This is a genomic window from Mesorhizobium sp. WSM4821, assembly GCF_055901555.1.
The window spans coordinates 428,531-442,446 of sequence record NZ_CM148371.1 but is presented as its reverse complement, the minus strand read 5'-3'; the positions used below and the strand labels follow the sequence as shown (position 1 = coordinate 442,446).

Sequence of the window (13,916 nt, the reverse complement as noted above, 5' to 3'; positions counted from 1 at the left end):
ACCGGCTTTTGCTCCTGTTGCAACCGCAGGTTTTTGCTATCTTGCCTGTGGGGCGGCGGCGGACGGCTGGAACCAGCACGTCATGGCAAGGAGGGTCGAATGCTTAAAGAATTCCAGGAGTTCATTTCCAAGGGCAATGTGATGGACCTGGCGGTTGGCGTCATCATCGGCGCTGCCTTCGGCAAGATCGTCGATTCCCTGGTCAACGACATCATCATGCCTTTCATCGGCGCACTTGGAGGCGTCGATTTCTCAAACTATTTCATAGGTCTGTCGTCTGCGGTAAACGCAACCAACCTCGTTGACGCGCGCAAGCAAGGCGCGGTGTTTGCCTATGGCAATTTCATCACCGTGGCGCTGAATTTCATCATCCTCGCCTTCATCATCTTCCTGATGGTCAAGGCGGTGAACGATCTGCGCAAGCGAACGGAGGCCGAGAAGTCCCCTGCGCCTGCGGCTCCGCCGCCGGCCGATATTGCGCTGCTCACCGAAATTCGCGATCTCCTCGCCAGGAAATAGTCCGAAGACAGGTTCCCTGGACCAAAACCCCGGCCGTTTTCGGCCGGGGTTTTCTATTTTCGCCTGTCGCAAAACACGCTAGCAGTCGAGAAGACGAAAACGGATTTATCCATGACCCTGATCGAGAATTTGCGCGCCGAGGCTCGGGCCGCGCCGGAAAGCGGCATTGTCGCCGTGATGAACCGCGGCCGCGGGCGCGACGGCATGATCCCGCTCTGGGCAGGCGAGGGTGACCTGCCGACGCCTACCTTTATCGCCGATGCCGCTGCCCGGGCGCTGGCCGGCGGCGAAACCTTCTATACCTGGCAGAGGGGTATTCCCGAACTGCGGCAGGCGCTCGCCCGCTATTACGTCAGGCATTTCGGCAAGTCCTTCGTCGAGGAAGAATTCATCGTCACCGGTTCGGGCATGCAGGCCATCAAGCTGGCGCTCGACGCCGTCGCCGGCAAGGACGACGAGGTCGTCTATCTGTCGCCGGCCTGGCCGAACTTCGCCGCTGCCGCCGGCTTGGCGGGCGCGGTCCCGGTCGCTGTCACGCTCGACCACTCCGGCAATGGCTGGTCCTGCGACGTCGGCAAGATCGAGGCGGCGATCACGCCAAGGACAAAGGCGCTGTTCGTCAACACGCCGTCCAACCCGACCGGCTGGACCGCCGACAGGGAGACGTTGCAAGCGATCCTCGACCTTGCCCGCGAAAGGGGCCTCTGGATCGTCGCCGACGAGATCTATTCGCTGTTCCACTACGGCCATGGTCGCGCGCCGTCCTTCATCGACGTCATGGCCGACGAGGATCGCATCCTGTTCGTCAACAGTTTTTCCAAGAACTGGGCGATGACCGGCTGGCGGGTCGGCTGGATCAAGACCCATCCTTCGCTGCAACAGGTGTTCGAGAACCTGGTCCAGTATTCGACCTCGGGCGTCGCCCAGTTCATGCAGCGCGGCGCGGTCGTCGCCCTCGATGAAGGCGACGCCTTCATCAAGGAGCAAGTGGAGCGGGCGAAGGCGGCGCGCGACCTGGTCTGCTCGATCCTCGCCGAGACCGGCAGGACGCGCTTCACTGTGCCGCAGGGCGCGTTCTATCTGTTCTTCGCGGTCGACGGCATCACCGATTCACGTGCTGCCGCCTTCGACATTGTCGATCGCGCCAATGTCGGCCTGGCACCCGGAACCGCATTCGGTCCCGGCGGCGAAGCCTTCCTCAGGCTGTGTTTCCACCGCCGCCTCGACCAGCTCGAGGAAGCTGCGCACCGGCTGGCGAAGTGGATCAGAACTGCTTGAAGCGAGTTCGCCCCGGCGGGTCAGATCGCCGTCGGAGCAGAGTTTCAAACGGCTTCACCCGCCGGACTTCGGCACCAGCAGGGGAATGACGCGGTCGGTCTCGGCTACCGAAGGCCGGCCGGCGGAGCCGTAAGGAATGCCCAACGCATCCCAGGTCTCGACCAGCGCGTCCTGAAGTTCGGCGATCAATTGATCCGAATGGAACGGCGTCGGTGTGATGCGCAGCCGTTCGGTGCCGCGCGGCACGGTCGGGTAGTTGATCGGCTGGATGTAGATGCCGTGGACGCCGAGCAGGCGGTCGCTGGCCATCTTGCAGAGCTCGGGATCGCCGACGAGCACCGGAACGATGTGGGTGGCGGAGTCCAATACCGGCAGGCCGGCGGCGGCAAGAACCTGCTTGGTCCGCGCCGCCTGGCGCTGCTGTGCGCCGCGCTCGGCCTGTGAGCGCTTCAAATGGCGGATCGACGTGGTCGCCGCGGCGGCGATGGCCGGCGGCAGCGCCGTGGTGAAGATGAATCCCGGCGCATAGGAGCGCACGGCGTCGATCACGGCACTTGTGCCGGTGATATAGCCGCCGAGCGTGCCGAACGCCTTGGCCAGCGTGCCTTCGATGATGTCGATGCGGTCAGCCAGCCCTTCGCGCTCGGTGATGCCGCCGCCGCGCGGTCCGTACATGCCGACGGCATGGACCTCGTCGATATAGGTCATGGCGTTGTGGCGCTCGGCGAGCTCGACGATCTGCTTGATCGGCGCGATGTCGCCATCCATCGAATAGACGCTCTCGAAAACGATCAGCTTGGCGCGTTCGCGGCCCGCCGCCTGCAGCAGGCTTTCGAGATGCGCAACGTCGTTGTGGCGGAAGATCTTCTTCTCGGCGCCCGAGCGACGCACGCCCTCGATCATCGAGGCGTGATTGAGTTCGTCCGAGATGATCAGGCAGTTGGGCAGGAGCCGCGCAATGGTCGAGATCGAGGCTTCGTTGGAGACGAAGCCGGAGGTGAAGACCAGTGCCGCTTCCTTGTCGTGCAAGTCGGCCAGTTCCAGTTCGAGCTCGACAAGCGGATTGCTGGTGCCGGAAATGTTGCGGGTGCCACCGGCGCCGGATCCCATCTTGCCGGCGGCGTTCTGCATCGCCGTGATGACGTCGGGATGCTGGCCCATGCCGAGATAGTCGTTGGAGCACCAGACGGTGATTTCCTGGGCGCTGCCGTTGGCGCGCCAGATGGCGCGCGGGAATTTCCCTACGATGCGCTCGAGGTCGGCGAAGATGCGGTAGCGACGCTCTGCATGAATCTGGTCGATCGCGTCCTCGAAGAACCGCTGATAGTTCATTTCGGCTTCCCAATTTTTGCGTGGGATCATAATCACTGCCCTATTCGACGTCCACCTGGGCTTTTTGGTCAAAATGCCACGCCCCAAGCCTGTTCCTAACGACCACGGATCATGGCCTATTCCCTTGATGTGGATCAATTTTGTTTCAGGACGATGCCATGCGCCGATGAGACCGGTTACCGCAGATACCAATGGGCATGTACTAATGGCCTAGCGGCAGGCTTTCCAGTAAGGCGGGTGTTGAGACAGTTTCCGATAAATCTTGAGCAGCGAGGACGCGGATGACGGTTTTGGTGACAGGCGGTGCCGGCTATATCGGCAGTCACATGGTCTGGGAGCTCCTGGATGCGGGCGACAGTGTCGTCGTTCTCGACAGGCTTTCGACCGGTTTCGAATGGGCGGTGGCGCCCGAGGCGAAGCTGGTCGTCGGCGATGTCGCCGACAAGGAGCTGGTCGGTTCGATCATCCGGGACAATCATGTCGACGCGATCATCCATTTCGCCGGCTCCATCGTCGTTCCCGAATCGGTCGCCGACCCGCTCGGCTATTACGAGAACAACACCTGCAAGACGCGCACGCTGATCGAGACCGCGGTGCGCGAAGGCGTGCCCAATTTCATCTTTTCCTCGACCGCCGCCGTCTACGGCGGCGCCGGGCTGGAGCCGGTGCGCGAGGATGCCCGCCTTGCACCGGAATCGCCCTACGGCCTGTCCAAGCTGATGAGCGAATGGATGCTGCGCGACGCCGCAATCGCCCATGGCTTGCGCTATACGGCGCTTCGCTACTTCAACGTCGCCGGCGCCGACCCGAAGGGCCGCACCGGCCAATCGACGCCGGGCGCCACGCATCTGATCAAGGTCGCCAGCGAGACGGCGCTCGGAAAGCGTCCCTTCATGCAGGTGTTCGGTACCGACTATCCGACACCTGACGGCACCTGCATGCGCGACTACATCCATGTCAGCGACTTGGCGGCGGCGCATCGGCTTGCGCTGGAGCGGCTGCGCGCCGGCGGAACAAGCCTCGTCGCCAATTGTGGCTACAGCCACGGCTATTCGGTGCTCGAGGTGATCGACAGCGTGCGTCGCGTCTTCGGCGATGATTTCGAGGTGCGGATGGGCGAGCGCCGTCCGGGCGACGCCGCGGCGGTGGTTGCCAATTCGGAGCTGGCGCGCCGCGAGCTCGGCTGGATCCCGCAGCGCGACGACCTCGACCTGATCGTCGCCGACGCGCTGGCCTGGGAGCGCATCCTGACCGGCAAGAATTCGGCGCGGGGCTGAGTCTCTTAGGCTCGAAACCCCCACGCAGAAGCGCTATTGAAGGAGCTGCGCGGCAGCGTGGACGCATTTGGCCGCGTGTGACCTTTGGGGGGCGGCATGAGAATATTGGTGCTCGGAGCCGGTGTCGTCGGCACGGCGGCCGCCTATTATCTGGCCGGCGACGGCCACGAGGTCACGGTGATCGAGCGCCATCCGGCAGCGGCGCGCGGCACCAGCCAGTCGAATGCCGGCCTGGTATCGCCCGGCGACGCCACCGCCTGGGCCTCGCCCGCTGCGCTGAAGACGTTCCTGCGCGCGCTCTACAACCACGATCTCGGCATCAAGGTGCGGCTGCGCTTCGATCCTTATTTCTTGGCCTGGAGCCTGCGTTTCCTGCGCCAGTGCACGCATGCGCGCCTGCGCGCCAACACCGACATCAAGCTGCGCCTGGCGCTCTACTCGCGCGAGTGCATCAACGCCATCTCCGCCGACACCGGCACTCACTATGACGAGCGCAAGAAAGGCATCCTCTATTTCTTCCGCTCGCAGCAGAGTCTTGATACCGGCACCGGCAATTACCGCTATCTCGCTAAGCACGGTCTGCCGATCGAGATCGTCGGCCGCGACCGGCTGGTCGAGCTCGAGCCCGGCCTTGCCGGGGCCAAGGACAAAATAGCCGGCGGCGTCTATTCGCCGATCGACCAGACCGGCGACTCCAGCCAATTCACCCGGAACCTCGCTGCCCATGCGGCCGAGAAGCTCGGTGTCCGCTTTCTCTACGACACATCAGTTGAAGGCCTCGATATCGAAGGCGACCGGGTGCGCGCGGTGATGACCTCGGCCGGCCCGATAGCCGGCGACGCCGTGGTCATCTCGATGGGGCCGGAAAGCGGCCTGCTCGGCCGCCGCTATGGCATCGACCTGCCGGTCTATCCGGTCAAGGGCTACACCGCGACTGTGCCACTGGAGGACGAAAGCAAGGGCCCGACCATGGGCGGCGCCGACGAAGATCAGCTGATCGCCTATTCCCGGCTCGGCAACCGGCTGCGGCTCGCCTCGACCGCCGAGTTCACCGGCTTCGACCGCACCCACAAGCCGAGCGATTTCGCTGCCATGTTTAGGACCGGCAAGGAACTTTTCCCGGGTGCCTTCGACGAGAAGAAGGCCGAGCTTTGGGCCGGCTTAAGGCCGATGATGCCGAACTCGGTGCCGGTCATCGGCCGGGCGCGGTACGAAAACCTCTATCTCGACACCGGCCATGGTCATGTCGGCTGGACCATGGCCTGCGGTTCGGGAAAATTCCTCGCCGATCTGGTCGCCGGCCGCAAGCCGGACATTGATCCGCAAGGGCTGGTCTACAGGGGCTAAAATGTCGGGACCTCAAGTCGCCATCGACCTTGGCCGCATCGAGCGCAATGCGCGCACGATCGTCGAGCGCTGCGCCCTATCGGGCATCAAGGTCTTCGGCGTCACCAAGGGCACCTGCGGCATGCCGCAGGTGGCGCGCGCCATGCTTCGCGGCGGCGTCTTCGGCATCGCCGAATCGCGCTTCGAAAACATCCGCCGGCTTCGCGACAGCGGCATCACCGCCCCGATCATGCTGCTGCGCAGCCCGCCGATGGCGCGCATCGAGGAGGTGGTCCGCACCGTCGACATCAGCCTGCAGTCCGAACTCGCCACCATCCGCGAGCTATCGCGCATCGCCGAACGCATGGGCCGCGTCCACGACATCATGCTGATGATCGATCTTGGCGACCTCAGGGAAGGCATCTGGCCGAACGATCTCGTGCCCACGGTCGAGCAGATCCTGGCACTCAAGGGCGTGCGCATCGCCGGCATCGGCACCAATCTCGGCTGCTTCGGAGCCATCATGCCGACGGAAGAGAACCTCGGGCAACTCGTCGCCCATGCCTACAAGACCGAGCGGCTCTCCGGCAAAAGCCTCGACTGGATCTCAGGCGGAGCCTCGTCGTCGTTGACGCTGCTGCTCGAGGGCAGGCTGCCTGCCGGCATCAATAATCTGCGCGTCGGCGAGGCGATCCTGCAGGGTGGCGTCGAAACTTTCCGTGAGACGCCGTGGGCCGAACTCGAACCCGACGCCTGCCGGCTGACCAGCGAACTCATCGAGGTCAAGCTCAAGCCGTCGCGGCCGATCGGCCAATCCGGCTACGACGCTTTCGGCAACCAGCCGGTGTTTCCAGACGAAGGCGACAGGCTGCGCGCCATCGCCAATATCGGCCGCGAGGACGTGCTGGTCGAAGGGCTCACGCCGATCGCCAAGGGCGTGCGCGTGCTCGGCGCCTCCAGCGACCATCTGCTGCTCGACGTGCACGACGCCGATCCGCCGCCCGCCGTCGGCGACCGCGTCGCCTTCCGCATGAGCTATGGCGCCATGCTGCTGGCGATGACCTCGGAATATGTCGAAAAGGCCCCGATGCACGACGTCGAGGATTTTTCCGGCCGCAAGATGGTGTCGATATCGGCCGAACCGGCGGCCGCCGGCATCCTCGCCAGGGAAGCGACCGGCGCCCGGCTGGAGGCGATGAATTTCGATGTCGTCGAACTGGCCGATATCGAGCGGCCGCCGTCAGGCTTGATGCGGCTCACAGCCGGGAGCGACCGGCGCATCGCCCACAAGGCCCTGACAGCGACCGCGCGGGCGACACACTCCTTCGGCCTGATCTGGATCGATTCCATCGCAGCACTCATGCCGGAAAGCGAAGACAGCATCGACCTGCCGGAGCGTTCGGTGCTGGCGCGTGCGCTTGGCCTCGACCACAAGCCCGGCGCCTTGCTGCCGCAGCTGTCGCCGGAAAACGTCGTCATCGTCGGGCTGCGCCATGCCGACCCGGCCGAGGCCCGGGTGCTGAAGGATTCGCGTGTCTCCGCCTTCACCATGACCGACATCGACGCCATGGGCATGCGCGACCTCATGCACGAGGCGATCCGAATCGCCACCTCCGGCACGCAAGGCTTTCATCTCAGCTATTCCCCTGACGTGACCGAATTCGCCGGCTGGGCGGCAGGGTCCGGCGGCATCACCGTACGCGAAACGCATCAGGCGATGGAGGCGATCGCGCTGTCCGGCGGTCTGTTGTCGATGAATGTTTCCGGCCTGACATCAGGTTTCGAGCCGCGATTGGCGACCGAAACGGTCAATTTCGTCATGTCGGCTTTCGGCAAACGGATTCTCTGAGCATGATCCCGAAAAGTGGACACCGGTTGTTCGGAAAAGATCATGCTCAAGAAATTATCATCTCTGCGCCTCGACCGCCGCACGCCATGAGCGCGCATAATCCGCCCAGGCTGGATCAGCCGGCGGTTCGATCCTTTCGCCTTTGCCCAGGACCATTCTCTGGTCCGACGCCAGCAAGGCAGCGCCGATGCTGGTGCCGGTCGCGGCCTCGGACGCAATGACGGCACGCGCCGTCGCTCCGGCCAGCATCTGCGTGAAAAGCCGGTTGCGGGCGAACGGACCCTCGACGATTGTCTGGCCAGCGGCGCCGATCAGGTCGAGACAGGTCGTCGTCATCAGCGCCAGGTAGAAAGAGACGGCGGCAAAACGCTGGCCGTTGATCAAGCTTTCGGCGTTGAGCCATGCGGCGGTGTGATGCGGAAACGGTCCAGAACCCTGTTGGGTCGAAGGCAGCAGGAACCACTTCCGCCCGAGCACGGTGGCGACATCCTCTTCACTCCAGTCTTCCGATTGGCCTTCCGTCAGCAGCGAAAACTCGCGGCCGCCCATGAAGCGCGCCGACGGCACCGGATCGCCGAGCGCATTGACGTTGACCAGCGTGTCGCGTGTCGGGTCGAGCGCGATCTTGTTGCCGCCGACAGCCATCGACACCACCCAGGTTCCGGTCGAGACGACGGAGAAGGGCGGTGTGCCGGACAGGAGATGCGGCAGCAGTGAGGCATTGGAATCGTGCAGGCCGCACAACACCGGCGTCTGCGGATCGAGCCCGGTGCGGACGGCAAGGGCTGGCAGGATCGGGCCGAGGCGGTCCTTCGCCGGCCGCACCGGCGCCATCAGCCGGCGCCATTGCGTTTTGTCGACTAGTGACGAAAAATCCGCTCTCCACGGGTTCCACAAATCCGTGTGACAGCCGAGCGAGGTCACTTCGTTGGCGGCGACGCCGGTCAGGCGCAACGCCCAATATTGCGGGTACATAAGGATGGCGGCGGCCTTGGCGAAATCCGCCGGAAACCGCTTCTGCTGCCAGAAGAGTTGCGCGCCGAGATTGAGGCCGACCGGCAAGCGCGGCGTGCCCGTCTCGGTGAAGGCCGGACGGATCGCGTCATAGACCTCGGCAAGGGCGTCAGGCCCGTCGAATTCATAGTCGAGCACCGGCAGCGCCAGTTCGCAGGCGGCGTCCACCAGCACGCCAGTCGCGCCATGCGTGGTGATCGATATCGCATCGATGCGCTGCTCCTGGTTGATCCCGGCGAGGCTGTCGAGGATGAACGACCACAGAAGTTCGACATCATGGTGCGGGTAGGGGGGCTCGGCAACGGGCGCGTTCGCCGCGCGGCGCAGCGCGACTTCGCGCATATCGGCGAGATCGACCAGCGCCACCTTGGCGTTGGTCTTGCCGATATCGATGACGGCGACGTGGCGGGTCATTTCATATGGAACATTGTTTCCAGCGGCACCGCCACCGGCTCGTTATCAGGCTTGGTTTCCATGATGTCGGCCATCTCGGCCCACCAGCGCAGCATCACCGGGTGCTTCGGCAATTCGTCCATGCCATGGCCGTCGCGCCGCCACAGCACGCCGAACAAGGTGTTGGTCTCTTCGTCGAGATGGATCGAATAGTCGGCGACGCCGGCCTGTTTCAACAGCGCCACCAGCGATGGCCAGATGGCGTCGTGGCGTCTTTTGTATTCGGCCTTCATGCCAGGATTGAGCTTCATCTTGAACGCGTACTTCTCGGCCATCAGGTGAAGCGCTCCCGGCGCACACGCCGCCACAGGATCGGCAGCGCGATGACGATGATCAGCAGCAGGCCGATGAAGATCGACATGACGATGCCGGGCACGTTGAGCAGTCCCAAGCCAAAAGTCACCAGTCCCATGATGAAGGCGGCCAGCACCACGCCCACAATGCTGCCTGCGCCGCCGAGAATGCTGACGCCGCCGAGCACCACCATGGTGATGACTTCGAGCTCGTAGCCTTGAGCGATCGACGGCCGGGTCGAGCCGAGCCGCGAGGTGATCAGCACCGAGGCGATGCCCGCCATCAGCCCGGTCAGGCAGAACAGGATGAACTTGATGCGGCCGACGCGCACGCCGGAAAATTGCGCGGCGACCGGATTGTTGCCGATGGCGAAGACGCGGCGGCCGAAGCTCGTCCGGTGCAGCACGAACCAGTAGACCACCGCCGCGACCAGGAACAGCGCCAGTTCGAACGACACCACCCACCAGACATAGCCCTGGCCGAAGAAGGCGAAGCTCGGGGGATAGCCCTTGTAGGCCTGGTCGCCGAGGATGATGAAGGCGATGCCGCGAAACAGGCTCATGGTACCGATGGTGACGACGATCGACGGCAATCCCAGCCTGGTGACGAGCAGCCCGTTAAAGGCGCCGCAGCCGAGCCCGACGACGATGCCGATCGCCACCAGCACCGGCGTGCCGGCGCCGGCCTGCACCGCCATGCCCATCATCGTCGAAGCCAAGGCAATGATCGCGGCGACCGACAGGTCGATCTCGCCGGAAATGATCAGCAGCGCCATGGCGAGCGCGATCAGCGCCTTTTCGGTGAAGTTGAAGGTCAGGTCCGACAGCGACCACGCGTCGAGGAAATAGGGCGAGGCGAAGCTGTTGACGGCAAAGATGGCAACCGCCACGGCAACCAGCAGCGCCTCCCATGAGAAGATCGCCGAGTTGAATGGCTTGTCGAGCCGGTCCGGAATGTGGCGTGGAGCAGGGGTGTCGGTCATGCCGCTTCCGCCTTTTTGAGGATGATGCGGCCTTGCCGGCGTTCGCCGCGCGCATTGAGCACCACGGCCAGGATGATGGCGCTGCCTGAAATCGCCATCTGCCAGAACGGCGAGATGTTGATGACCGGCAGCGCGTTGGAGATGATGCCGAGGAAGAGCGCGCCGAGCACTGCGCCGCCGACCGAGCCGATGCCACCGGCGATCGAGATACCGCCGATGACGCAGGCGGCGATGATGTTGAGCTCGTAGCCATTGGCGACCTCGACCGAGGCGATGACGTAGCGCGAGATCCAGAGATAGCCGCAGAGACCGGCAGCCATCCCCGAAATGCAAAAGACGATGAACTTGGTCCGGCCGACATCGATGCCGGCATAGACCGATGCCGTCGGGTTGACGCCGATGGCGTAGATCGAGCGGCCGAGCGCGGTGCGCGTCATCAACAGGAAGAACAAAGCAATGACCAGTATGGCGATCCACGACAGGACGGGAATGCCAAGGAAAGCCGTCCGCTGCAGGCCGATGAACTCAGGGCTCATCTGGTCGGCATTGACCCAGGCGCCGCCCGATATGACGAAGGTGGCGCCGCGGTAGATGGTGAGCGTGCCGAGCGTCACCACGATCGAGGGGATGTTCAGCCGCCACACCAGCAGACCGTTGATCGCGCCGAGCACCAAGCCGACCAGAAGTGCGATGACGATCAGCAGCGGGATGGGGATTGCCGGATGTGCTGCATTCAGCATCGCCACCACCATGCCGGTGAAGCAGAGGTTCGACGCCATCGACAGGTCGATCGAGCGGGTCAGGATCACCACCATTTGGCCCAGCGCCAGGATCATCAGGATCGAGGTGTCGTTGAACAGCTGCCGCAGATTGCCGGGGGCGGCAAAGCCCGGAAAGCGCATCGAGATCAGTCCGATCAGCACGGCGATGGCGGCAAGCAGCCAGACTTCGCGGTATTTGAGAAGAGCCTTCATGCCGCGATCCCCGCTGCCGTCCTGACCAGCGTTTCTGCGTCGAGCCCCTTGTTGTCGTAGACCGACGCGATGCGGCCTTCGCGCATGACGACGACGCGGTCGGACATGCCGAGGATCTCGGGTAGTTCGGACGACACCATGATCACCGACAGGCCTTGCGCGACGAGCTCGGCCATGAAGCCGTGCACGGCGGCTTTCGAGCCGATGTCGATGCCCTTGGTCGGCTCGTCGAGGATGATCACCCTGGGCGCGGTCGCCAGCCATTTGGCGATGACGATCTTCTGCTGGTTGCCGCCGGAGAGCGTGCCGACGTCCTGGCTGAGCGAGGAGGCGCGCAAATCGAGCCGCTCGGTATAGGAACGGGCCAGCGCGAACTCTTCCGCCAGCCGCAACATGCCTGACTTGGACGTGCGCTTGAGCGAAGGCAGAGAGATGTTCTGGAAGATCGGCAGGCCGATCACCACGCCCTGCTTGCCGCGTTCTTCGGGCACGTAGACGATGCCGGCGTCGATCGAATCCGCCGCCGATTTCGGCACGATCGCCTTGCCTTCCAGCGTGATCGTGCCGCTGCTGGTGCGGGTGATGCCTGCTATCGCCTGCATCACTTCGCTGCGCCCGGCGCCGACAAGCCCGTAGAAGCCGAGGATTTCGCCCCTGTGCAATTCGAAGCCGATATCGTCGAACTCGGTCGGGTGCGACAGGCCGGAGACGGCAAGCACCGGCGCGCCGATCTCGGCCGTGCGCTGCGGAAAGATGTGATCGACGGCGCGGCCGACCATCATGCGCACGATCTGGCTCTGGCCGGCGTCCTTGATCAGGCCTTCGCCGACCATCTCGCCATCGCGGAACACCGTGTAGCGGTCGGCGATGCGGTAGATCTCGTCGAACTTGTGGCTGATGAACAGGATCGCCTTGCCTTCGCTTTTCAGGAATTCGACCAGCAGGAAAAGCTCCTCGATCTCCTTCAGCGAAAGCGCCGCGGTCGGCTCGTCCATGATGACGATCTGCGCATCGATCGACATGGCGCGGGCGACGGCAACGAGGTGCTTGTTGGCGATGCCGAGGTCCTTCAGCCGCGCGTCGGCGTCGATATGGCCGGCACGCATCGTGTCCAGCACCTCACGGGCTTGTTTGCGCATGGTGCGCCAGTCGATGGCGCCGAAGCGCGACCGCGGCGCATGGCCGAGAAAGATGTTCTCGGCCACCGTCAGATCGTCGAACAGTACGGTCTCCTGATGGATGGCGGTGATGCCGTGTCCGAAGGCGGCATGGGCGCTGGGCAGTGTGACGGGCTGGCCATCTATGCTGATGGTGCCCGCATCGGGCTGGTAGATACCGGTCATGATCTTGACCAGCGTCGACTTGCCGGCGCCGTTTTCACCGATCAACGCGGTCACCTGGCCGGGATAAAGCGCCAGGCTGACATCATGCAGCGCGCGCACGCCGGGAAAACTCTTCGAGATGCCGGACAGCGTAAGGCGCGGAGCCGGAGCCAAAGGCTGCTCGATCGTCGGATTGAGTTGGGCTGTCGTGTCCATAGTCGTATCAAGCCCTGAAGCAGGTCCGTTTGAGACACGGCGGGGCCTGAGGTCCCGCCGTGCCGGCTTGAAGGGCTCCAGGATCAATAGATCTTGGAGAATTCTTCGATGTTGGTCTTGTCGAACTGGAAGGGCGGAGCCATCGCAGCCGAGTTGGTGTCGTCGAGCGTGATCTTGCCGACGCGCCCGATCGACAGCGTCGCACCGGGCTTGGCCTCTTCCTTCTTCACCGCCAGGTCATGGGCGAGGTAGACGGCCGAGTAGCCGAGATCGATCGGGTTCCACAGCGCGACGGCTTGGCTGGCGCCGTTGTCGATGAACTTCTTGAACTCCGACGGCAGCGCCAGGCCGGTGACATTGACCTTGCCGATCAGGTTCTCGTCGGTCACCACCTGGGCGGCGGCGACGACGCCGACCGTGGTCGGTGCGATGATCGCCTTGAGGTTCGGATAGGATTTCAGCAGGCCCTTGGCCTCGTCGGTGCTCTTGGCCGAATCGTCATCGCCATAGACGGTGGCGACGAGTTTGATCTTCGGAAATTTCTCCGGCAGCACCTTCTTGGCCGCGTCGATCCAGGCGTTCTGGTTGGTCGCGGTCGAGGACGCCGACAGGATGGCGACTTCGCCGCCTTCCGGCAGGTAGTCGGCGGCAAGCTTGATGATGGTCTCGCCGATCAGGCCGGTGTCGGACGGGTTGAGGTGCAACTGGCGGCCTTCCGGAGCGACGCCCGAATCCCACGAGATGACGGTGATGCCGCGATCCATCGCCTTCTTCAGTGCCGGCACCAGAGCGTCGGCGTCATTGGCCGAAATGGCGATGGCGTCGACCTTCTGGGCGATTAGCGAATTGACCACTTCGATCTGCGCTTCGGCGGTCGCCTTGGTCGGGCCGGTGTAGATGATGTCAACGCCGCCGAGTTCCTTGGCCGCCTCCTCGGCGCCCTTGTTGGCGGCGTCGAAGAAGCCGTTGCCGAGCGACTTCACCACCAGTGCGATCTTGACGTTGTCGGCATAGGCGGCATTCACGAACATGGCGGCGGAGAACGCCGCCGTCACCATCAATTTCTTCAAAATGCTCATT

General features: G+C 63.8%; 12 protein-coding genes. 5 read left to right on the top strand and 7 right to left on the bottom strand.

The genetic code is table 11. The features are described from left to right. Nucleotides 1–99 precede the first annotated feature (99 nt). A complete protein-coding gene (gene mscL / locus AC0NID_RS01980; RefSeq protein WP_473458684.1) occupies nucleotides 100–519 on the top strand; it encodes a large conductance mechanosensitive channel protein MscL in 420 nt (139 codons plus the stop codon). Nucleotides 520–630: 111 nt separating this feature from the next. After that, nucleotides 631–1,797, top strand: coding sequence for a pyridoxal phosphate-dependent aminotransferase (locus AC0NID_RS01975; protein ID WP_473458686.1), 1,167 nt, complete (start codon nucleotides 631–633; stop codon nucleotides 1,795–1,797). A 54-nt stretch (nucleotides 1,798–1,851) separates the two neighbouring features. On the opposite strand, the gene hemA is transcribed toward AC0NID_RS01975, so the two are convergent. Next, complete coding sequence (gene hemA / locus AC0NID_RS01970; RefSeq protein ID WP_473458688.1) at nucleotides 1,852–3,129, bottom strand: 5-aminolevulinate synthase; 1,278 nt, start codon at nucleotides 3,127–3,129, stop codon at nucleotides 1,852–1,854. A 281-nt stretch (nucleotides 3,130–3,410) separates the two neighbouring features. Between hemA and galE the strand changes: the two genes are divergently transcribed. From galE to AC0NID_RS01955, 3 genes are all read left to right on the top strand, one after another. Further along, nucleotides 3,411–4,406 (top strand): UDP-glucose 4-epimerase GalE, encoded by a 996-nt coding sequence (gene galE / locus AC0NID_RS01965; RefSeq protein WP_473458690.1) that lies wholly within the window; start codon nucleotides 3,411–3,413, stop codon nucleotides 4,404–4,406. A gap of 96 nt (nucleotides 4,407–4,502) precedes the next feature. Beyond that, on the top strand, nucleotides 4,503–5,753 hold the full coding sequence (locus AC0NID_RS01960) for a D-amino acid dehydrogenase (protein WP_473458692.1): 1,251 nt from the start codon (nucleotides 4,503–4,505) through the stop codon (nucleotides 5,751–5,753). 1 nt (nucleotide 5,754) lies between these two features. Beyond that, entirely contained in the window at nucleotides 5,755–7,581 is a 1,827-nt protein-coding gene (locus AC0NID_RS01955) for an alanine racemase (protein WP_473458694.1), read from the top strand. Nucleotides 7,582–7,638: 57 nt separating this feature from the next. On the opposite strand, the gene AC0NID_RS01950 is transcribed toward AC0NID_RS01955, so the two are convergent. The 6 genes from AC0NID_RS01950 to rhaS all read right to left on the bottom strand — a co-directional run bounded on the left by AC0NID_RS01950 (nucleotide 7,639) and on the right by rhaS (nucleotide 13,915). Further along, nucleotides 7,639–9,009, bottom strand: coding sequence for an FGGY-family carbohydrate kinase (locus tag AC0NID_RS01950; protein ID WP_473458696.1), 1,371 nt, complete (start codon nucleotides 9,007–9,009; stop codon nucleotides 7,639–7,641). Next, complete coding sequence (gene rhaM / locus AC0NID_RS01945; protein ID WP_473458698.1) at nucleotides 9,006–9,323, bottom strand: L-rhamnose mutarotase; 318 nt, start codon at nucleotides 9,321–9,323, stop codon at nucleotides 9,006–9,008. Before rhaM ends, AC0NID_RS01950 begins: the two co-directional genes overlap by 4 nt. Continuing rightward, nucleotides 9,323–10,324 carry an ABC transporter permease gene (locus tag AC0NID_RS01940; protein WP_473458700.1) on the bottom strand — a complete coding sequence of 334 codons (1,002 nt, stop codon included), beginning with the start codon at nucleotides 10,322–10,324 and terminating at the stop codon, nucleotides 9,323–9,325. Before AC0NID_RS01940 ends, rhaM begins: the two co-directional genes overlap by 1 nt. Next, nucleotides 10,321–11,298 carry an ABC transporter permease gene (locus AC0NID_RS01935; protein WP_473458702.1) on the bottom strand — a complete coding sequence of 326 codons (978 nt, stop codon included), beginning with the start codon at nucleotides 11,296–11,298 and terminating at the stop codon, nucleotides 10,321–10,323. Before AC0NID_RS01935 ends, AC0NID_RS01940 begins: the two co-directional genes overlap by 4 nt. Continuing rightward, a complete protein-coding gene (locus AC0NID_RS01930) occupies nucleotides 11,295–12,836 on the bottom strand; it encodes a sugar ABC transporter ATP-binding protein (protein ID WP_473458704.1) in 1,542 nt (513 codons plus the stop codon). The genes AC0NID_RS01935 and AC0NID_RS01930 overlap by 4 nt, the downstream gene beginning before the upstream one ends. Before the next feature lie 83 nt (nucleotides 12,837–12,919). Then, nucleotides 12,920–13,915 carry a rhamnose ABC transporter substrate-binding protein gene (rhaS, locus tag AC0NID_RS01925; protein ID WP_473458706.1) on the bottom strand — a complete coding sequence of 332 codons (996 nt, stop codon included), beginning with the start codon at nucleotides 13,913–13,915 and terminating at the stop codon, nucleotides 12,920–12,922. Nucleotide 13,916 lies beyond the last annotated feature (1 nt).